We start from the raw sequence: 19,591 nt of genomic DNA, 5'->3' as shown, positions 1-19,591 counted from the left end.
CCCCCGCTCCGGGCGCTGTCGATTTCCCGTGGCCGCTCTCCGGGTATTTTCGCGCCAATTAAAGACATTTTACATACAGACTTCCCATTGGTGCATCCATGTCTCACACACCGGCCCGCATGAGCTTCCGCCTGGGCAGGGATTGACTCTGGTTGAATCATTCGAGTATCCAATGAATCACCAACTTCCCTGGAGTTGACAATGATTGGCAGCGTCGCGAAGAGGAATGGTCGTCTGGCCGTGGTCGCGGGTGCACTGTTGAGCCTGGCCGCGTGTCGCGGAGACGAGGCTCCGGAGGCGGAGGCCCCGGCGGACACCACGGAGCAGGTCGCGGCGCACCGCGGCTGCGCGGCGGAGGAGCCGTCGATGGAGGAGCGTCAGGCCATCGACGCGTTCCTGGCCTCGCGCAAGGGCGAGCTGCGCGCGGTGGGCTCGGTGACGGTGCCGACGTACTTCCACGTCATCAACAAGGGCACGGGCATCGCGAACGGTGACCTCCCCGAGTCGCAGATCAACGCGCAGATGGCGGTGCTGAACGCGGCCTACCAGAACACGCCGTTCCGCTTCGTGCTGCAGGGCATCACCCGCACCACGAACTCCAAGTGGTACGCGCTCAAGAGCGGCAGCGCCAACGAGCGCGCCATGAAGAAGGCCCTGCGCCAGGGTGGCAAGGAGAGCCTCAACATCTACTCGGCGAACCTGAGCGGCGGGCTGCTCGGCTGGGCGACGTTCCCCTCCAGCTACGCGTCCAACCCGCAGCAGGACGGCGTGGTCATCCTCTACAGCAGCGTCCCCGGCGGCACGGCGGCGCCCTACAACGAGGGTGACACGGGCACGCACGAGGTCGGCCACTGGCTGGGCCTGTACCACACGTTCCAGGGCGGCTGCACCGGCGCGGGCGACAGCGTGAGCGACACCCCGGCCGAGGCCTCGCCGGCGTACGGCTGCCCCACCGGCCGCGACACCTGCTCGGGTGGCGGTCTGGACCCCATCACCAACTTCATGGACTACACCGACGACAGCTGCATGAACACCTTCAGCGCCGGCCAGGTCACGCGCGCCGACGACATGGCGGCGGCGTACCGCTAGTCGCACCGTCCGACAGACCGAAAAGTCGGACCCGACGCCGGGGTCTCCCACGTGGAGACTCCGGCGTCGTCCGTTACAATCGCCACATACCCACGCGACATCGGGCGGCTTGAGTACGCACCATCCCGAGCGGTCCGAAGTGTCCTGGGGGTGGTCGATGTCCCTGTGGCAGACCTGCCGTACCGATGTGTCCCGCGCCGTGTTCCTGGCCCTCGCCGCCTGCCTGCTGGTGGCGGCGTCGACGTATGCCGCCCTGCGGGAGCGTCCCCGCGCCGAGGCCTGGGCCGAAGCGGTGGCCCGCGCCCCGCTGACGGACCTGTCCGCGCATCACCAGGCCCTGGTCGACCTGTGGCGACGCCCCTCGAGCCCGGCGCAGTGGGGGCAGTGGCTGGTGGACGGGAGCGTGTGGCAGCTGCGCCGGCTGCAGCCCCGGGCGTGGGTGGAGCAGCTGCTGACCTCGGGCGCTCGCGCCGAGCGGAACTAGACTGGACCCATGGCCTCGTCACCCGCCTCCGCCATCGAAGTGCTCCTCATCGAGGACGACGCGCACCTGGCGCGGCTCACCGCCGAGTACCTGGAGCGCCAGGGCGTGAAGACCTGCCTCGCTCGGGATGGAGAGCAGGGACTGGTGGAGGCCTCGCGCCGCGCCTTCGACGCCATCCTCATCGACATCATGCTGCCCCGGAAGGACGGGCTCACCGTGTGCCGGGAACTGAGAGAGCGCTCGGCGGTGCCCATCCTCATGCTCACCGCGCGCGGAGAAGAGGCGGACCGGGTGATGGGGCTGGAGCTGGGCGCGGATGACTATCTGCCCAAGCCCTTCTCGTCGCGGGAGCTGCTCGCGCGCATCCAGGCCCTGGTGCGCCGCAGCCGGGGACACCTGGGCCCCACGCGCGACGTGGTCCGCGTGGGCGGCCTCTCGCTGAGCCGCGGCGCCATGCGCGCCTCATTGAACGGACAGGCGCTGGCGCTCACGCGGCACGAGTTCACGCTGCTCTTGGGGCTCGCCGAGCGGGCGGGCCGGGTGCTGTCCCGGGAGCAGCTGCTGGAGCTGGCGAAGGGCGGCGACCCGGACGGCCCCGTGGACCGGGCCATCGACGTGCACGTGTCCAGGCTGCGCCAGAAGCTGGGAGACGACGCGCGCAACCCGCGCATGCTCAAGACGGTGCGAGGCGTGGGGTACGTGCTGGAGCAGGGCGAGGAGTCATGAAGCTCTCCGAGCACCTGCGCCCGCGCCGGATGTTCTGGCGCATCTACCTGTATGGCCTGCTGATGCTGGGGGGCTCCGTGGTCGCCCTGGGCATCGTCGCCGAGGCCATCGAGGCCCAGGGCGGAGGGCGCATCAAGGAGCTGGACCACAAGCTGGAGCAGGTGGTGAAGCTCGCGCCGACGGATGCTCCCGAACTCCCGTCGCTGATGCAGTCCATCGTCGCGGAGCACGGGCACCACATCACCCTGTTCGACGTCCAGGGGCGGTTGCGGCGGAGCACGGCGAATCCTCCCCCGCGCATGCTCGATGAGACCGAGTGGCAGACCATCCGGCTGGGCTACAGCTGGATAACACGCGAGGGGACCCTGTTCTGGGTGACGCTCACGTGGCGAGGCTCGACGCTGGATGGCTACATGCTCCGCGAGGCCTCCGCGACCCGACGCAGCTACATGTTCCTCGGGCTCGTCATCACCGTCGTCCTGCTGGTGCTCGCGCTGCTGTCCATTCCGCTCGCGCGCGCCATCGCGTCTCCGCTGGAGCGGCTGACGAAGGTGGTGGGCGAGTTCGGCCAGGGGCGACTGTCCGCGCGCGCGAACCTGAAGGGACGCAACGAGGTGGCGATGCTGGGCCGCGCCTTCGATGAGATGGCGGCGCGCAAGGAGGCCCTCATCCGGGGACAGAAGGAGCTGATGGCCAACGTCTCCCACGAGCTGCGCACGCCCCTGGCGCGCCTGGGCGTGACGCTGGACCTGGTCGAGGACGGCCAGCCCGAGGAGCTGGCGACCCGGCTCCCGGAGCTGCGTCGGGACATCGGCGAGCTCCAACAGCTGGTCGACGGGGTGATGCAGATGGCGCGGCTGGACCTGGAGACGAACCAGGCGGGACAGCCAGGGCCGCGCGTCCAGCGGGTGAGCGTGTCCCTGCCGGACTTCCTGCGGGACACCGCCGAGCGCTTCCAGCGCACCGCGCCCGAGTGCCCGCTCGCGCTGGAGCTGCCCGAGACGCTGCCCACGCTGGAGGTGGACCCGGTGCTGGTGCGCCGCGCGCTCCACAACCTGCTCGACAACGCGCGCAAGTACTCGGAGCCGGGGAGCGCCGTGACGCTGCGGGCCGAGGAGGACGGAGACACGGTGCGGCTGGAGGTCGAGGACCGGGGCATCGGCGTGAGCGCCACGGACCTGCCGCAGCTCACCACGCCCTTCTTCCGCACGGACCGCAGCCGCGCGCGGGAGACAGGCGGCGTCGGGCTGGGGCTCACGCTGGTGCGCCGCATCGTCGAGGCGCACGGCGGCACGCTGTCGTTCCAGCACGCCACCGAGAAGGGGACCCGCGCGACGCTCGTGTTTCCGAAGTCGCCAGGCCTCCAGTCCGCGGCCTGAGGTCAGAGGCCCTTCTTCTGCCGCAGCGCCTGTTCGACCTCGGGGAGGGATGGGCCGCTGCCCGTCCGCACATGGGACCAGGTCTTGTGCGCATCCAGGACCCCACCCCGGATGACCTCGGGGACGAAGGTCTGCGGGTGATGCGACGGGTCGCCGACATCGACGTCCGGTGTGAAGGACTGCCAGCCCTTGCCTCCCACGATGAGCGCGCGGTAGGCCTCGGGCACCGAGCGAGGCTTGCCAGCCTTGGCCCAGATGGCCGTGTTCGAGTCGAGCACCACGGCCCTCGCGGCGAGCGTGCTGCTCGTGCCCAGGCTCGCCTCCGAGTCACCACCCGTGCCGACGATGACTCCGGACGCCACGACGTCACCGTCCACCGAGACGCGCGCGCTGCTCTCGAAGCGGATGTTGCGGGCCTGGAGCTGGCCCGTGATGAACAACGTGCTGACCGCGTAGTCGTCCGTCGTGCAGACGAGGTCACCGGTCGTCACCAGGTCACCGTCGATGACCAGCACCCAGGGCCCATCCCCCGTCGTCAGGTCGTGGTCCACGTGGAGGCCGCCCTCGAGGAGCCGAGGCCTGGGCTCCTCGCTCACCAGCGTGCGGTTCTCCATCAGCCAGTCCCGCATGTCGTGGCCCTTGAAGCGCTCCGCGAGCTCTTCGAAGGACACCTCCCGCCCCATCCCGTCCAACGTCTTCGCATCCATTCCTACTCCCCATCCACGTCGCGAGGCGCCGGGCGCTTCTTCCCATAGGCCGCCTCGAGAATCGCATCGCTGCGCAGGCCGCTCGCCTTCGCCGCCTCCACGTCCAGCCCCTCGCCATGTCCCCGTCCGCGTCCCTCGAACACCAGCACGCTCCCGTTGAACGAGGCCGTGCGCGGACACGACGGCAGCTTCAACCCCGAGCGCAACAGCTCACACGGCAGCGAGCGCCCCTCCTCGTACGTCGCCGTCCCATCGCGCTCGGTGAGCAGGTAGTTCACCCGACCCGCCTCGAAGCGCAGCGACACCAGCCCGCGCCCGAGCAGCCGCTCCACCTCTCCGCGCGGGCGCTCCTGCTTCCACGGCTCCTCGCCGCCCTGCGAGAAGAGCAGCCACTCCTTCCACTTCAGCGCGGGCATCCCCAGCGCCTTCGCGTCCTCGCGCTGCACGCGCACCGTGCCCCGGAAGGCCTGACAGTGCGTCGTGTCACAGACGGCGCGGCCCGGGTGTCGACTGTGCCGCTCGTTGTGCGCCACCACGCGCGCCAGCGCCACGCGCGGCTCGCCCTTCAGCGTCACGTCCTCCGCCGCCACCACGCCCGCCGTGTACTGCAGCCGCGTGGTGCGGAACACGAAGTCCGAGCCCCGCCGCGCCTTCATCGCGCTCGGTGACGTGGGCACGCCCTCGGGCGGCCGGTACGCCGGCGGGGGCGACCAGGTGAACACGCCCGCGTAGTCGCGCCCCTCCTCCGGCCCCTTCGGGAAGCGCACGCGCCACGGCGCGCCCAGACACACCGCCGCGCCCTTCGTCGTCAACGTCTCCAGCCGCGTCCACTCCACCGGCGAGGGCTTCGGCATTCCACCGTCCACCGAGAACCCCACGCCCGGACACCGCGCCTCCACCTCCCGCGCGGGCACCAGGCCCAACACCTGCACCCGCGCCGCCTCCACTCCCGCCTGCTTGCGCGCGCGCGCCAGCGCCGCCGGAATCTCATCCGCGAACTGCCGAGGCATCTTCCCCGGCCGCACCGCCACCACCACCAGGTCCCCGTCCACCGCGGCAATCCAGCCGTACTGCGGACGGCTCGCCGCGTCCCGCACCGTGCCCGTCTTCGTCGACACGCCCGACAGCGCCTTCGATGCGGGCAGCTCCGCCAGCGTCCCCCGGTCCGCGTTGTCCGCGAGCAGCGCCAGCACGTCCGGCCGCGCCTCCGCCAGCAGCCGATACGCCTGCGCCACGCCCCACGGCGACAGCGACAGCGTCGAGCGCAGCCCCACCATGTCCGCCATGTCCGCGGGTGTCCCCGTCATCCCCAGCGCCGACAGCACCGGGCCCCAGGCACCAAAGGCCCTGGGCGCCGAGCCCGCCGCCTCCCAGTCCAGGAAGTACCCGTTGCACGAGCGCAAGAGCGCCGTGCGCGCGTCCACCTTCGCCGGCAGCCCGGGCCCGCAGCTCCACTCCTGCACGTCCACGCGCGGCGCCAGCACCGGGTGCCCCACGCCCGCCGCATACACGAAGGGCTTGAGCACCGAGCCATACGGCAGCGCGCGCCGCGCCTCGCCCTCCGACAACAGCACCTCACCCGAGTGCCGGCTCACCACCACCGTGGCCGGCCCCGCCGCGCGCACCTCCACCTCCGCCAGCTCGTCGATGGACAGCGGCACCACCCACCGCGCGCCGTCGTGACACTGACGCAGCCGGCGCGACAGCGCCTTGGGGAACCCCACCGACTCACTGAGCAGCCGCGCCAGCGCCCGCCGTGCCCGCGTCGAGTCCACCGCCGGCGACGACGCCAGCTCCGACGCCGCGCGGGAGAGGGATTGATAGCCGCCCTCGCGCCACGCCGGCAGCTCGCCGCTCACCGCCACCGCGAAGGCCTCGTGGAACAGCCGGTCCTCGCTCGACTGCGGACACGCCCACCACAGCAACTGGTGCGCCAGCTCGTGCCGCAGCGCCACGCGCAGCCGCTCATCCAACACGCCGGGCGTGTTCTGCCGCAGCTCGACGAGCCCCGGCCGGCCCTGCGCGTTGCGCTCGGGGGACAGGGCCGCGCCGCGCTGGAGGAGGATGGAGGCCGGGGCCTTCGTCGGCGCCCCGCCCGCCTCCGCGGAATACACCGCCTCCAGCGACGCCCAGCCGGCCTCCGCCTCGCGGCGAAGCTCCGACTCGGGCGTCACGTCACCTCGCGTGACGAAGGTGGGGGTGGCCGCCAGCAACACGGCCACCATGGAAGCCCACCCCATCGACTACAGGTCTCCCGTGCCCTTCTTCGACGGGAGCACCTTGAGCGAGTCCGCGGCCGTGCGGCCCCGGATGCTCGCGGCGTACATGTCCTCGATGCGCGCGGGCGGCGCGGAGAACGTGCCGGGGAACTGCGCGCGCAGCACGTAGCCCACCGTGCGCGGGCTGTCGCTCCACCACGCCGGCTCCTCGAAGAAGAACGTCGCGCGCTCCGGGCTCAGCACCCGGCGCTTGAGCGCCTCCGGCACCAACGGCAGCGAGTGCGGAGGACCGCGGAACGCCTTGTCCTCCTGGAGCGCCACGAAGCCCGCAGGCACCGCGTCCTCCACCACGTAGTACGCCGAGCGCACCTTGTTGCCGCCGCGAGCGTCCATCGTCAGCTCCACGTAGACCTCCTCGCCCTGCGCCACCGTGTCGCCCGCGCCCAGCTTCACCTTCCCGCCCTCGCGCAGCGCGTAGTAGGCGCGCTGCAGCGACATGCCCTCGGACTGCTCGCGCACCGCGGAGAGCGGGGTGAGCGTCGTGGCCTGCAGCGTCGCCACGCCGTCGAAGCCGCCCACGTCCACCGTCCGCGTCCCCGCGGGCAGCGTCGCGACCAGGCCCATGCCGCGCGGCGAGAACTTCACCGCGCCCTTCAGGCCCTTCACCTCCGGCGGCGTCATGCCCTTGAACGCCTTCGCGTCACGCTCCAACAGCCACAGCGAGTGCAACAGCGCCGTGCTCCGGTCGAACGTGGACAGGTCCGGCTCCGACAGCATCTCCAGGATGCGACGGCGCGCGCGGGTGATGTCCAGCGTGCCGAACGAGGCCGCGTGCGCGGCGATGGCCGTCAGGCCCACCCGGCGCAACGGGAAGCGGAAGAACGCCTCCGACTGCTCCAGCTGCTGGCCCGGCTTGTACGCGGCCAGCGTGGTGAAGCCCTCGGAGCTGCGCTTCACCAGCGCGTTGATGCGCGCCTGCAGCGCCGGCTCCTTGATGACGCCCGCCTTCTCCGCCGCGAGCACCGCCAGCGCCAGCGGGTAGAGCTCCCCGGACTCGGAGGACTCCACCAGCGCGCGCACCCGCGCCGCCTGCTTCGGACCGTCCAGCCGCGCCAGCACGTACGCGCGCGTCGCGTCGTACTCGGGCGACAGGTCCTGCTGCGCCTCCAGCCAGCGCGCGCTCTCCACCAGCCGCGGGTCCGTGCGCTCCACCAGCCCCGCCTCCGCCGCGTACGCCAGGCCGTCCAGCGCGATGAGCGTGAGCGGCAGGCTCGGCGTCTCGTAGCCGCCGAACCACGTGAAGCCGCCGCCCTTCACGGACAGGTTGAGGATGCGCGCGGTGCCCTGCACCGAGCGGCTGCGCGCCTCCGCCAAGAGCGCCTGCGTGTCGGTGTCCAGCTTCGCCACCGCGCCCGCCTGCTGCAGCACCTGGTACACCGCCACGTTCGGCACCGTCGTGGACACCAGCTGCTCCAGGCACCCGTACGGGTACGTGAGCAGCTCACGCACGTTGGACAGCGCCGCGTCGACGATGGACGGCTGGAGCACGAGCTCCACGCTCGCGAGCGTCGCCTCCTTCGCCGCGGGCACCTCCAGCGCGCCGCCACCCCAGGCGCTCACCTTCACCACGTCCCGCACCGCCGCCGGCTCCACCTGGAACAGCTTGCGGTCCTTGAGCGGGTCCTTCGCGCCCGACACGTCCACCAAGAGCTGCGCGTCGCCCGTCGCCGAGGCGCGCAGCGTCAGCGGCACCACCTTCTCACCACCCTTGGCCAGCTCCACCTTGTGCTGGGACTGGTCCGCCTTCAGCGCGCCCGCGGACGCGAGCTTCACGTCGAGCAACTGGCTGGCCGGCGACTTCTCCCCCGCGGACAGGCGGACGGAGGCGAGCGCCTCATCCCCCTCGCGCAGGAACTGCGGCAGCGCCGCGTACAGGTTCAGCCCGCCGCGCGTGGCGAACTCGGAGGTGCTCTCACCGAAGCGACCGGACGTGTCCGCCGCCACCGCCGTCACCACCCACAGCGTCTGGTTGGACGGCAGCGTGAAGCGCACCGTGGCGCGGCCATCGCGGTCCGTCACCACCGACGGGTCCCAGTGCGCCGTGTCCTTCTCCAAATCCTTCGCCTGACGGTTGGGCGGCTTGATGGACGCGAAGGCATGGTCGGGCAGGCCCGCCATCTTGCGCGCCAGCGCCTCGCCGTAGCCGTAGCCCTGGAACTCCGCCGAGTAGAAGTTGGACACGTTGTTGCGCGCGGGCGGGTAGAAGAAGTCCAGCACGCGCGGACGGAACTCGGACTGGATGGCGTAGACGGCCTTGTCCACCACGCCCACGGAGAGCTGGGCCACCACGCCCTTGCCCTCGTAATCCGTGACGCGCAGGTCGATGGTCTGCTCCGTCAGCGGCGTGGCCTCGGCCCGACGCGGCTGCAGCTCCACGGTGAGCGTGCGCTCGCGCGGAATCACCCGGAACGCCACCGTGCGCTCCTCCCAGCGGCCCGTCGACGTGGGGTACGCCACGGACGCGTACACCGCGCCGCCGAAGCGCTTCTCCACGTTGAAGCTGTGCACCAGCGTGCGGCCCTTGAGCGCCACCACCTGCGTGTCGAAGAGCGTGGCCCCCGCGAGCGTCACCCACACCGGGCCCTCGTCGCGGCCCCCCGCGCCCCAGCCATCCGGCATCAGCGCCACCAGCCGCGCCGTGTCGCCCGGCTCCAGCGTGCCCGACAGAGAGGCCAGCGTGAGGTTGGGCACCTGCGCCACCGCCTCGTCCGCCGAGCCGATGACCAGGAGCGACTCCTCGCCCTGCCACACCTCGCCGCGCTTGTCCTTCACCGTCACGCGCGAGAGCACCGCGCCGACGTCGGAGGTGGGCACCTTCTCGCGGTGCGTGCCGTCCGCCGCCGTGGTGAACGAGCGCTTGCCCAGGCTCTTCTCGGCACCGTCGGCGCGGCGCAGCACGAACTCCACCTCGCCCTGGGTGACGCCGTACGCCTTGCCCGACAGCGTGGTGGCGCGCACCGCCAGCGTCGCCTCGCCGCCCTTGGACACCACCGCGTCCGAGTAGCGCGCCGTGCCCAGCACCTCCACCTTCGACAGGAAGAACGACGTCGTCGAGTTGGCGAACGTCTCCTGGTCATCCCGCGCACGCACCGTCAGCGAGTACCGGTACGGCAGCCGCTCCTCACCGGGCTTGAGCTCCGGGACCGCCACTTCAATCTGCGCCTCGCCCTCCGCGCTGAACGCGGTGGCGCTCGCCCACGGGTCCTCGCTCGCGCCGCGCTCGGCCACGGAGGAGTACAGCCGCTCGGGCACGCTCAGCTTGCCCTCGGTGCTGGACGCCGAGCCGTACGTCACGTCGCTGCCCTGCCCGCCCTTGCCGGCGTCATCCACCCACGCGGGCGCGTCCAGCAGGCTGCGGTAGAGGAACACCTCGTACTTCGCGCCGTCGGGCACGCCGCCCGCGTACCGACGCGCGCGCACCTTCACGCGCAGCGCCTGGCCGGGCACCACCGTCTCCGACTCCGGCTCCGCCTCCAGGTAGAACGTCGGCTTCACGTAGTCCTGCACACGCGCCTCGCCCTGGTGCGGCTGCCCGTCCAGCTCCGCCGACACGCGCAGCACACCCGTGCCCAGATCGCCCGGCACCTTGAGCGTGCCGTTGAACGCGCCGAACTCGTCCACCGACGCGCGCGTGGTGAGGGCCCGGCCCTCCTGCGAGATGAGCTTCACCGTCACCTCACGCTTCTTCGGCGTGAACAGCCGCGCCAGGAACGTGTCCGGCTGGCGCACCACGCCGCGGAACTTCACCTCGTGGCCCGGCTTGTAGATGGGGCGGTCGCTGTAGATGAACACGTCCGGCGTCACCGCCAGCGTCGAGTAGAAGTCCGTGTCGACGATGGCCGTGTCCCCGCCCGCCGACGCCGTGGCGATGATGCGCGGCTCGGTCACCTCCAGCCGCACCTCGCCCTTCGCGTCCGTCTTGCCCGTGGGGCCCTTGCCCTTGGACAGGAACACCTGCACCTGCGCGCCCACCGCGGGCTTCTGGTCCTTGCCCGCCACGCGCACCAGCACCTCGTTGTCCGTCTGCTTCAGCTGCACCGTCAGGTCCGTGACGACCAGCACCACCTGGCCCTCGACCAGCCCCTGCACCAGCTGGAGCACATAGGTGCCCGCGGGCAGCGGCGCCAGCAGCACGCGGCGCTCCTGGAAGCCGTAGCCCCCGCCCGAGCTGAAGCCCGGCACGTTGAAGTCGCGCTCGGCGCCGCCCAGGTCCAGGTTGAGCCACTGGCTGCGCGTCACGGTGAAGCCCGCCGGCACACCCACCAGCTTCTTGGGACCCTCGGACACCTTGGCCAGCGGCTCACTGGAGCCCGGCACGTCCGCGGCCTCGGGCAGCGCGTCGTTCACCGTGTCGCGGAAGCCCACGTTGAGCGAGTTGAGCAGCCAGTGGCCCGGCAGCGTCACCGCGTTGACGCCGCGGCTGAGCGCGCGGCCCGGGTTGTTCATCGTCGGCGGCGTCTGGTACGCGCGCCGCAAGTCCCCCTGGGCGCGGATGAACGCGTCCAGGTTGTCCGGCTTGAGCACGCGCAGCTCCACGGGCCCCTTGTCCTCGAAGGCCACGTCCACCGCCACCGGCTCTCCGCTGCCATAGGCGCGCGGCACGGTGATGTAGAGCGGCTTGGCCATCGCCACGCCGGACAGCGCCACCGCCGCCAGTACCGCGAGTCGAGCTACCATCCTCATGACCCGAAACCTCCAGGAACCAACGAATCGCCGCGCACGGTGCCGCGCAGGCCCAGGTACGGCAGCGACTCCAGGTCGCGCCGCGCCGCTTCGATTTCAGGGGGCGTCGCCTTCTGCATCGGCGCGCCACGCCCCACGCGGGACTCGGACAGGTACCCGTCCATGGTGAGCCCGCCGAACAGCCGTCCCAGGTTCACCCCGAAGGACAGCGAGGTGGGCTCACGCAGCCCCGCCACCACCGGCCCCGCCGCCGCGAGCATGCTGGGCTTGTTGCCCGAGCACGACATGCGCAGCGTGTTCATCTCCGACTCGCTCGACGCGAGCACCACGTGATTGCACAGGGTGGCCCGCTGCACGGTGTGGCTGCCGCCGGTGAAGATGGCCTCCAGCGCCGGCGCGTCCTCCGCGCGGCCCCACAGCACCGCCACCTCCTGCGGCAGCGACGCGTCCCCGCGCGGCGTCCACGTCACCGCCACCTGGCGCGTGCGCGTGGGCCCCTCGCCGCCGGACGCCCAGAACGCCTTGAGCGACTCGGCCGTCAGCGTCTCGGGCAGCTTCAGCTGCATGGCCAGCAGCACCGGCGTCTCCTCGGGCACCAGCTTCAGCAGCTCGTCGGACAGGGGCGCCGTGTCCAGGCGCGCGGTGCCCTCCATCAGCTCTCCCGCGATGCCGCGGCCCACCAGCCGGTCGCCCTCCACGCCGAACTGCAGGCGCGTGTCCTCGGACAGCCCCAGCACGTGGGTGAAGAGGTGCGCGTCACGGCCGAAGGTCTGCGGCTGGAAGCCCAGCTCCACGTCCACGCCGTCAGCGGCCTTCAGCTTCGGAAGCTCCGTGCACAGGCCCTGGAGCACCGCCACCGGGTGGCGCGCGAAGACGACCCGGTCGGCGACCTTGGCCGCCCACAGCGTCTGCTCCGCCACCAGCCAGCGCTTGAGCTCCACGCCGTCCGCCTTCGGCGCGGGCGTGCCGCCCGGGCACGTCTTCGCCGTCAGCGTGCCGCGGCTCGCCACCGAGTCCAGCACGTCGTAGGCGGAGACCATGGAGGTCCGCGAGCCGGGGACGATGAAGGCGGGCGTGCTCGCGCGCGCGTCACCGGCGAACCACGTCACGCGGAAGGGCGTGTCACCGAGCTTGCCGAGCATCAGGTCCAGCACCGCGCCCTTGAAGTCGGCCTTGAGGTCCTCGCCGGTGGAGCCGAAGAACGCGGCCCAGCCTCCGACGAAGCCCTGGCCCAGGGGCTGGGAGAGCTGCGAGCGCAGCCACGCGTTGCGCGCCAGCGCGTCACGCACCTTGGCCGGGTGGTGCACGTCCAGCCACACGGCCGGGGGCGCGCCCGAGCCGGGCACCTCCATGTCGGCCGTGGTGGGCTCCGGCAGGCCGTCCACCTCGGGAGGCGGCACGGAGCCGTTGGCGCTGGTGCCGGTGATGAGGGGCGTGTGGGGCGTGCCGTCACCGCCGGAGGAACCGGTGCGACGGCCCATCAGGAACGCGCCGGCGACCAGCGCGCCGACGACGACCACACCCGCGCCGATGAGCACTCCCTTGGGAGGGCCCGAGCGGGGCGGAGGGCTCGCCGGGGGCGGCGGCGTGCCCGGAGGCGGGCTCGACACAGACGTCATGGCATCCACTCCTTGAGACGGAAATAGCCGACGAAGGCGTTGTTGGAGGGCACGGGGCGCCACTCGCGCGGCGCCTCGTCGGCGAGATTGTGGAGGAGCCCGGTGCGCACCTGGGCGCCCTTCTCCCCCGGGTGGTAGACGACACGCGCTGGTGCATGGGCCCGGTCCTCGGGGCGCACCACCAGCATGAGATGGAAGACGGGGCCTGAGTCATGCTCGTGGAGGAACGCGAGCACGTCGCCGGTGCGCAGCGACTCGCGCGTGGCGTCGTCGCGGCCCAGCAGGACCATGTTGCGGCGCACCAGCGTCTCCGCGTCCGCGAAGTCGGTGGGCGTGCCGCGCGCGTCGGTCCACAGGGGCGTCTCCAGCCGCGCGGGGGCGATGCGCTTGTACGCGGTGCGCACGGCGAAGCGGATGAGGCCCGCGCAGTCACGCTGGTCCGGATGCCACGCCGGGTCCTGCTTGCGCACCTGCGCGAGCGCCACCTGCGCCACCTGGCGGCGCAACAGCACGTCGCGCGACTCGGGCGCGGGGGCCAATACCGCCTCCGTACCCGAGGTAGCGGAGCCCGCCTGCGGCGCGGCGTGCGCCACGAGCGCGGAGACATCCGGCGACGTCACATGCGACACGGAGCCCTCTCGCCGAGCCGCGAGCGAGGACGCATCCCTCGGCGATGCGAGCGACACGGAGCCCGCCTGCGGCGCGGCGTGCGCCACGAGCGCGGAGACATCCCTCGATGTCGCATGTCGCGGTGCGGCCTGCGCCACGAGCGCGGCCGCTTCCCGCAGCACCGCGTGCGACGCGGAGCCCGCCTGCGGCGCCGCGAGAGGCGCGGGCGCGGAGGCGCTCACCAGCAGGATGAGAGGTAGGGCGAACATGGCGAAGGACCGGAGCGCGTCACACGGACGCGTCAGTAGTCGCCCTCGCCGCCGCCGCTGTCGCCGTTCGACTGGAGATCCTTGAGCGCCTCGGCCAGGTTCTTCGGCCAGCCGGCGCGCGTGGGCTTGGGGTCCGCCGACGGCACGTAGACCTCCGCCTGTCCGTCGCCGAGCACGTTCACCCACGCGAGCACGCGCGTGGTACCCGGCGTCGCCAGGGGGATTCGCACCATGCGGCGAACCTCCTGCGGCGTGCCCTCGAACAGCGACAGGTTCAGCGTGGCCACGGTGTGCGCCTTGTCGCCGCTGGGCCAGTAGTTCGTCGCCACCAGGTACACGCCCTTGGGCGGCGCGCGGTGGATGTAGAGGTACGGGCCGTACGCGGGCTGGTCGAAGTCGCCGCCCTGCGAGTTCAGGTAGAACGTGCCGCCCGACGGGCTCGCCGTGTCCGCCCAGTACACGTGCGCCATGGACGAGATGGTCAGCTGGCCGTCCTTCACGCTCGAGTCCGTGGGCTCGTAGACGTGCAGGTCCGTGTACACGCCATCCGTGTCACTGGTCAGGATGACCTTGAAGGGCACGGGCGGGACCTGCGCGTAGCTGGTCGCCTGCGCGCGCGCGGTGCCCGCCTGATTCGTGGCCATCACCGTGACGACGTTCTTCCCGCTCGCCGCGGGGAAGCTGCGGCTGAAGCGCCCGTTGAACGTGCGCATCAGGTAGCGGTCGCCGTTGATGGACACGACGACGGGGTCGATGGTGGCGTCGCTCACCGTACCCTCGATGAGCATCATCCGGTCCACCGTCCAGCCACCGGAAGGCGCGCTCAGGCGGACCGTGGGCAGCGTCTTGCCCTTGCCGATGGGCACACCTTGCTGGCGCGGGTTGGCGGCGGGCGGCGTCTGCGACAAGAGCAGGGCGAGGATGACGGGAAGCATCACGCGTCCTTGATAGGAAATGGGCCCGACAGAGGTGTCGGTGACGGGCAGACTGCGCCCCCTCCGCCTTCCATTTCAAGTCGCCTGCCAATCGTCAATAGGGGCGGAACCTCGCGGATTTCCGTCGATGCGCGTCATGGGCGCGGGCAGGCAACCACGCGCGCCGGCGCCGACGAGGGCCTTCTGCCGCACCCGGAGGCCAGGCAGACTCATGCCCCTCGACAGGGGGAGCGACGCGATGATTCAAGGGCTTGATCACACCCAACTCGCCATGCCCCCGGGCGGTGAGCCTCGCGCCCGCGCCTTCGAGAGACTCCCAAACCGCCAGAACTCGCGAAACGCGGCGGCCTCTGGTTCGAGCTCCCGGACGGGCGCGGGTTGCACCTGGGCGTGGAGGAGCCCTTCGTCCCCGCGAAGAAGGAGCAACCGAGCGAGCACAAGCTCACCGAGGACGAGGTGACTGGACGTGCGCGAAGAGGTGGGTGAGGCGCGCCGCGTGCGGTAGCGTGCGGCCTTCGCCGAGAACCCCGACCCGGAGCGCTCGATGCCAACCCTGATTCCCGCCCCGTTGCGCGTGACAGCCGTGGGCAACAAGCCGAAGCTCATCCACGAGTTCGTGGGCAAGGCCACCACGCGCACGGGTGACGTCAGCGTGGCCCACATGAACAGCCCCGGTGGGTGGGAGGAGCCGGGGCAGCGGCCCGAGTTCAAGGAAATCACCCTGGTGCTCGCGGGCGTGCTGCGCGTGGAGCACAAGGGCGGCGTGCTCGACGTGCGCGGCGGACAGGCCGTCATCTGCGAGCCCGGCGAGTGGGTGCGCTACAGCACCCCGGAGGCCGAGGGCGCCGAGTACGTCGCCATCTGCCTGCCCGCCTTCTCCCCCAAGACGGTCCACCGCGACGACTGAGCGCTTCAGCGCGCGTTCACCATCGTCACGAAGAACTCGCGCAGCGCGCGGAACAGCCGCTGCGTGACGCGCTCGTACCAGGCCTGGTCCTCGTCGGACTCGAAGAACTCGTCGTTCCACGAGCCCATGCCGCCGAACACATCCGCCAGCGAGCACGCGAGCAGGCCTCGCAGGCGCTCCTCCGACGAGGGGAACACCTGGAACAGCGTCACCAGGGAGAAGCGGCGCTCGAACACGTCCCAGGCGCGCTCGCCCAGGCCCTCGGCCCGGAGCGCCTCGTGCACCGCGGCCAGCCGCTCGGGGGTGGCGTCGCGCAGCTGGAAGCCGGTGTTCTCCAGGACGAAACGCGCCAGCCGGAACGCCTCCGCGAAGGGGGAGCCCTTGCGCGCGGCGAACTCCTCCGTGTCCTTCAGGCTCGACAGCAGCTCCGCGCGGGTGTCCGTCGTCGCGCGCGGCGACAGCAGCGGCGAGCGCGCCACCTTCAGCGCGTTGAACAGATACATCTGGTAGCGGGCGTCATTGGGTGTCAGCCGCAGCCGCTCGCGCTCCGGAATCATCCCCGGGTCCCGGGCGCGCTCCTCCTTCGTGGGGCCCATGGACCTGACGCGCTCGCGCAAGCCGTCCGGGATGAGGAGCTCCGCGCCGCGCGCCTTGCACGTCATCTGGAGCTCCTCCATGAGGTTGCCCATGGGGATGCCCTGCGTCTTCTCCTCGGGGCCCTCGTGCAGGAGCACGCGCAGGGACTCGCCGGTGTGAGGGGAGTCGCCCTCCGGCAGGAAGCGGTTGAGGTTCTCCGCCGCGCGCACCCAGACCTGCTCCGCGAAGGGCTGCGCGTCCGTCAGCGTCGCGAAGTCCTTCGCGGCGTCGGGGCTGGCCAGGTACACGCGCTCGTCGGAGGGCACGAACTCCGACAGGCGCTCCGGCGGCAGCAGGCCGCGCTCGAAGTCGTCCGGGTCCAGGGTGCGGAAGAACGGCTGGAACGCCTCGGTGAGCACCACCTGCGCGCCGCCGCGGAGCACGGCGGACTGCAGCTCCTTGAGCAGGTCTCCGCCGAGCAGGTCGAACAGCGCCGAGCCCTCGCGAGAGGCCAGGTAGTCGGCCACCTGGGACGGAGCGACGGCGGGGCGCTGGTTCAACAGATTGGAGTCCGTGATGACGCGTGAGAGCGCCTCCAGGACCTTCTCGGGGTGGGGCTGGGCGCGCGCGAAGTCCACGAACTGGCGCGGGGTGATGAGCGACGCGCTGCTGAAGACGACCTCCAGCTGGTACAGGTTGTTGCCGCGCTGGGTGCGCACGTCGAGCACCAGCGCCTCCGAGTTGACGAAGGCCGCGGCCACGTGGTCCGGCATCTCGCCGGGGCCCATGCCGCCCAGGTCCATGGCGCGCACGCTCACCAGCTCCTCGCCGTCGAGCACCTCGCGCCACGCCTCCAGCGGCAGCTCGCGTCCCTCCCTGGTGCGGGCGCCCACCGAGTACGTGCCTGGAACCTCCAACAGCCGCAGCGTCCACCCCGAGCCCAGCTCCGTCTCCAGGCGGGTCAGGACGTCCAGCCACCGCTCCTTCTCCACGCGGAGCAGCGACACGGTCAACGCCAGCACCAGGTCATCCAGCTTCATGCACGTCCTCTCCCGGAACCCGCGGGCCTTCCGGCCCACGCGCCCCTCCCATCACGGGCACCCGTCCCCCTTCGTTATCCCATGCCCTCGCGCCCGCGTGGGCACGTCTGTTCCCTCGAGTGTCGGGCGTCGACGCTCTCGGGGCTGGGGAGGCTAGGCCTGACGGCGGCGCGTCAGGCGGGTCTCCACCGCGCGGTCCTCGCGGCCCTCGGGCCAGATGTTGAAGGACTGGAGGACGAGGGTGTCCGCGTCGGGCTGGTGAATCACGGTGCGCCAGCCCCACTGCTGCTTCTGGGTGACGCCCTGCTCGTCGCACATGCTCGCGGTGTAGCCGCCGAGCACGGACACGTGGCCGTCCTCCCGAGGCGCGCCGGTGGAGAGCATCATGTTGGAGCTCATGTGGAAGCTGTCCACCCAGGCCGCGGTGAAGTGTTCCTCGGTCTTGTCGAAGCCGAGGATGAGCTGGCCCGCGTGCGGCTTGCCCATGGCGGTGGAGTGGTAGTCGACGCGGACGAAGCGGCCGCCGAGCAGCGGTTCGATGCGCGCGTGCGTGCGGGACTCCTCGGGCGTGGCGGCGGGGTCGAACCAGGTACGCGTGGGGCCTTCCCAGTCGCCCGTCATCCGGTGCAGCAGTTGGTGCTGCGGCCCTGCGTCGAACTGCGTCGTGGGGGCGTTGGTGGCGTTCCAGTCCTGGCTCATGCCCCTTCGTAACCCGGGGCCGTCCCCTCGTCACCCTCGCCCGTGTCATCATCACTGCCCATCCAGGAGCGTCCTTGAGCAACCCCGCCACCTCCTTCGTCGAGCTGCTCTCCGGTCTGCACGCGGGCTTCACCGCCGAGGGCCTCGCCGTCCCCGAGCCCGCGGCCTGGCCCGAGTCCCCCGCCGAGTCTGCGTCGGCGCTGTTCTCCCTGGCTGCGCGCACGGGGACGTTGGTGTTCTCGGTGTGGGCGGACGCGGAGACGGATGAGGCGGGCGCGTCGTTCTTCCTCCCGGTCGCGGATGCGCCTGGGCATGAGGGGTTGCTCGGGCAGCAGCGCAAGCCCGTGCGTCAGCCGTTCGCGCGGCCGCTGCATGCGCCGCTGGCACGGGCCATCGCGGAGCTGTCGAAGCGGGGGCGGGACACGGCGCGTCCTGGGCGCGGCACGGTGACCTATCCGTTCGACGTGGAGACGGACCCGGAGGTCCTGTTCTGGGTGACGTTCGCGGACAGCGAGGTGGCGCCGAGCATCGTCGCCCATGCGCGAAGCCGGCAGCTGCGCGCGGACCAGCCGGCGTTCTCCGCGCTGAGCCTGGGACGCGAGGAGGCGGTGTATCTCTCGGAGCGGTTCCTGCGGCTGGACTCGCTGTTCCAGGGGACGCCCGTGGTGTTCTCGGGAGAGAAGGGCACGGGGCGCAGCACGTCGCTGCACGCGGTGATGGAGGTGCTGCCGGACTTCACGAATGTGCTCGCCGCGCTGGAGCAGCCGAGGTCGGCGGATGCGCGGCTGGGGACGGCGCGCGTGGGGGAGTCGATGCCGCTCGCGCAGGTGCTGCGCGCGTTCCTGCGGCAGGACCCGGATGTGGTGCTGGCGGACGAGGCGCGGACGGTGAAGGACCTGGAGCTGCTGCTCAACTGCGCGCTCACCGGACACGCCACTGCGTTCGTGCTGGAGGCGTCGAGCCCCGAGGCCGTGCTCGAGAAGCTGCGCGAGGCGATTCCAGGGCTCCCCGTGGCGCCGCTCATCGTCCACCACTCGCGCGAGGCGTCGGGCGCGCTCCGGCGTGAGGTCTACACCGTGCGATACGGCGACGATGGGAAGGGGCTCGTCGAAGCGTGGCGCGCGCCCGCTGGAAGCTGAGGCAACGCGAGCTCCGCGCTCGCCCGCAGCGGCGCACCGGGCACATGGCCCCGGGGGCCGCCAGCGCGTGCGGAGGATATCGCCCCCTCGCCTCCGAGGGCAGCTTCCCTTCACGAACGAGGGGCTCGCCACTAACACGGTGTCGGATGGATGGGGCCCTTCGCTAGACTCCGGTCTACCGCGTGAGGGAAGGGGGAATGGTCATGCCGGACGCAAGTCCGAAGGACGGCACCGCCGACACGAGGCTCTTCGCCTCCGTCGTCGACGCCCGCTCGCGCAGCACCGCCGACACCACACGAACCCTCTGGGTGGCCCCCCTCGTGGTGGCCCTCCACGCCCTCCTCCTCGTCGGCCTCGACAGCATCTGGCACGGCGCCACGCGCGCCTCCACGCTCACGACGAATGACGAGGACACCCTCGTCCTGCGCCTCCTCGCCGCGCCACCTCCGCC

The 19,591-nt window shown here is 71.6% G+C and carries 14 protein-coding genes and 1 pseudogene; 7 read left to right on the top strand and 8 right to left on the bottom strand.

Annotated features, from left to right (window positions below; all coding sequences use genetic code 11):
* Window positions 1-201 precede the first annotated feature (201 nt).
* The 4 genes from FL311_RS27645 to FL311_RS27630 all read left to right on the top strand — a co-directional run bounded on the left by FL311_RS27645 (window position 202) and on the right by FL311_RS27630 (window position 3,678).
* Window positions 202-1,089 carry a zinc metalloprotease gene (locus FL311_RS27645; protein ID WP_141329607.1) on the top strand — a complete coding sequence of 296 codons (888 nt, stop codon included), beginning with the start codon at window positions 202-204 and terminating at the stop codon, window positions 1,087-1,089.
* 157 nt (window positions 1,090-1,246) lie between these two features.
* The gene (locus FL311_RS27640; protein WP_141329605.1) at window positions 1,247-1,573 is read left to right on the top strand and encodes a hypothetical protein; all 327 of its coding nucleotides are present in this window, start codon (window positions 1,247-1,249) and stop codon (window positions 1,571-1,573) included.
* 9 nt (window positions 1,574-1,582) lie between these two features.
* Window positions 1,583-2,299 (top strand): response regulator transcription factor, encoded by a 717-nt coding sequence (locus FL311_RS27635; RefSeq protein WP_141329603.1) that lies wholly within the window; start codon window positions 1,583-1,585, stop codon window positions 2,297-2,299.
* The gene (locus FL311_RS27630) at window positions 2,296-3,678 is read left to right on the top strand and encodes a cell wall metabolism sensor histidine kinase WalK (protein WP_141329601.1); all 1,383 of its coding nucleotides are present in this window, start codon (window positions 2,296-2,298) and stop codon (window positions 3,676-3,678) included. The genes FL311_RS27635 and FL311_RS27630 overlap by 4 nt, the downstream gene beginning before the upstream one ends.
* Window positions 3,679-3,680: 2 nt before the next feature.
* Here the strand turns inward: FL311_RS27630 and FL311_RS27625 are convergent, their stop codons facing one another.
* From FL311_RS27625 to FL311_RS27600, 6 genes are read right to left on the bottom strand one after another with little or no spacing between them, the layout of a single operon-like run.
* Window positions 3,681-4,385 (bottom strand): hypothetical protein, encoded by a 705-nt coding sequence (locus tag FL311_RS27625; RefSeq protein WP_141329599.1) that lies wholly within the window; start codon window positions 4,383-4,385, stop codon window positions 3,681-3,683.
* A 2-nt stretch (window positions 4,386-4,387) separates the two neighbouring features.
* Window positions 4,388-6,625: a hypothetical protein gene (locus FL311_RS27620; RefSeq protein ID WP_141329597.1), complete on the bottom strand. Its 2,238-nt coding sequence runs from the start codon at window positions 6,623-6,625 to the stop codon at window positions 4,388-4,390.
* A gap of 3 nt (window positions 6,626-6,628) precedes the next feature.
* The gene (locus FL311_RS27615; RefSeq protein ID WP_141329595.1) at window positions 6,629-11,347 is read right to left on the bottom strand and encodes an MG2 domain-containing protein; all 4,719 of its coding nucleotides are present in this window, start codon (window positions 11,345-11,347) and stop codon (window positions 6,629-6,631) included.
* Window positions 11,344-12,966: a hypothetical protein gene (locus FL311_RS27610; RefSeq protein WP_194869386.1), complete on the bottom strand. Its 1,623-nt coding sequence runs from the start codon at window positions 12,964-12,966 to the stop codon at window positions 11,344-11,346. The genes FL311_RS27615 and FL311_RS27610 overlap by 4 nt, the downstream gene beginning before the upstream one ends.
* Complete coding sequence (locus FL311_RS27605; RefSeq protein WP_228557121.1) at window positions 12,963-13,844, bottom strand: DUF1175 family protein; 882 nt, start codon at window positions 13,842-13,844, stop codon at window positions 12,963-12,965. The genes FL311_RS27610 and FL311_RS27605 overlap by 4 nt, the downstream gene beginning before the upstream one ends.
* A gap of 32 nt (window positions 13,845-13,876) precedes the next feature.
* Window positions 13,877-14,779, bottom strand: a complete 903-nt coding sequence (locus tag FL311_RS27600; protein ID WP_141329591.1) for a DUF2135 domain-containing protein — start codon at window positions 14,777-14,779, stop codon at window positions 13,877-13,879.
* A 544-nt stretch (window positions 14,780-15,323) separates the two neighbouring features.
* On the opposite strand from FL311_RS27600, the gene FL311_RS27595 reads away from it, so the two are divergent.
* A complete protein-coding gene (locus FL311_RS27595; protein ID WP_046710723.1) occupies window positions 15,324-15,686 on the top strand; it encodes an AraC family ligand binding domain-containing protein in 363 nt (120 codons plus the stop codon).
* A 5-nt stretch (window positions 15,687-15,691) separates the two neighbouring features.
* Here FL311_RS27595 and FL311_RS27590 read toward each other — a convergent pair whose 3' ends face one another.
* The gene (locus tag FL311_RS27590) at window positions 15,692-17,302 is read right to left on the bottom strand and encodes a hypothetical protein (protein WP_141329589.1); all 1,611 of its coding nucleotides are present in this window, start codon (window positions 17,300-17,302) and stop codon (window positions 15,692-15,694) included.
* A gap of 153 nt (window positions 17,303-17,455) precedes the next feature.
* Window positions 17,456-18,001, bottom strand: coding sequence for a DUF1579 domain-containing protein (locus tag FL311_RS27585; RefSeq protein WP_141329587.1), 546 nt, complete (start codon window positions 17,999-18,001; stop codon window positions 17,456-17,458).
* A gap of 74 nt (window positions 18,002-18,075) precedes the next feature.
* Here FL311_RS27585 and FL311_RS27580 point away from each other — a divergent pair, with 74 nt between their 5' ends.
* The gene (locus tag FL311_RS27580; RefSeq protein ID WP_141329585.1) at window positions 18,076-19,140 is read left to right on the top strand and encodes an ATPase, T2SS/T4P/T4SS family; all 1,065 of its coding nucleotides are present in this window, start codon (window positions 18,076-18,078) and stop codon (window positions 19,138-19,140) included.
* 203 nt (window positions 19,141-19,343) lie between these two features.
* Window positions 19,344-19,591: pseudogene (locus FL311_RS27575) on the top strand (hypothetical protein); the annotation flags it as partial.

Origin of the sequence: Myxococcus sp. AB025B, assembly GCF_006518215.1 — a bacterium.
In the GTDB taxonomy this organism is placed as follows: Bacteria; Myxococcota; Myxococcia; order Myxococcales; family Myxococcaceae; genus Myxococcus; species Myxococcus fulvus.
This window is presented reverse-complemented; position numbering and strand designations above follow the sequence as displayed.

Excerpts from the sequence above, each read along its gene's own strand:
- FL311_RS27640 (WP_141329605.1), top strand. The coding sequence starts at position 1,247 with ATGTCCCTGTGGCAGACCTGCCGTACCGATGTGTCCCGCGCCGTGTTC.
- FL311_RS27630 (WP_141329601.1), top strand. The coding sequence starts at position 2,296 with ATGAAGCTCTCCGAGCACCTGCGCCCGCGCCGGATGTTCTGGCGCATC.
- FL311_RS27605 (WP_228557121.1), bottom strand. The coding sequence starts at position 13,844 with ATGTTCGCCCTACCTCTCATCCTGCTGGTGAGCGCCTCCGCGCCCGCG.
- FL311_RS27620 (WP_141329597.1), bottom strand. The coding sequence starts at position 6,625 with ATGGGGTGGGCTTCCATGGTGGCCGTGTTGCTGGCGGCCACCCCCACC.
- FL311_RS27590 (WP_141329589.1), bottom strand. The coding sequence starts at position 17,302 with ATGAAGCTGGATGACCTGGTGCTGGCGTTGACCGTGTCGCTGCTCCGC.
- FL311_RS27625 (WP_141329599.1), bottom strand. The coding sequence starts at position 4,385 with ATGGATGCGAAGACGTTGGACGGGATGGGGCGGGAGGTGTCCTTCGAA.
- FL311_RS27610 (WP_194869386.1), bottom strand. The coding sequence starts at position 12,966 with ATGACGTCTGTGTCGAGCCCGCCTCCGGGCACGCCGCCGCCCCCGGCG.
- FL311_RS27615 (WP_141329595.1), bottom strand. The coding sequence starts at position 11,347 with ATGAGGATGGTAGCTCGACTCGCGGTACTGGCGGCGGTGGCGCTGTCC.
- FL311_RS27645 (WP_141329607.1), top strand. The coding sequence starts at position 202 with ATGATTGGCAGCGTCGCGAAGAGGAATGGTCGTCTGGCCGTGGTCGCG.
- FL311_RS27600 (WP_141329591.1), bottom strand. The coding sequence starts at position 14,779 with ATGCTTCCCGTCATCCTCGCCCTGCTCTTGTCGCAGACGCCGCCCGCC.
- FL311_RS27585 (WP_141329587.1), bottom strand. The coding sequence starts at position 18,001 with ATGAGCCAGGACTGGAACGCCACCAACGCCCCCACGACGCAGTTCGAC.
- FL311_RS27635 (WP_141329603.1), top strand. The coding sequence starts at position 1,583 with ATGGCCTCGTCACCCGCCTCCGCCATCGAAGTGCTCCTCATCGAGGAC.
- FL311_RS27595 (WP_046710723.1), top strand. The coding sequence starts at position 15,324 with ATGCCAACCCTGATTCCCGCCCCGTTGCGCGTGACAGCCGTGGGCAAC.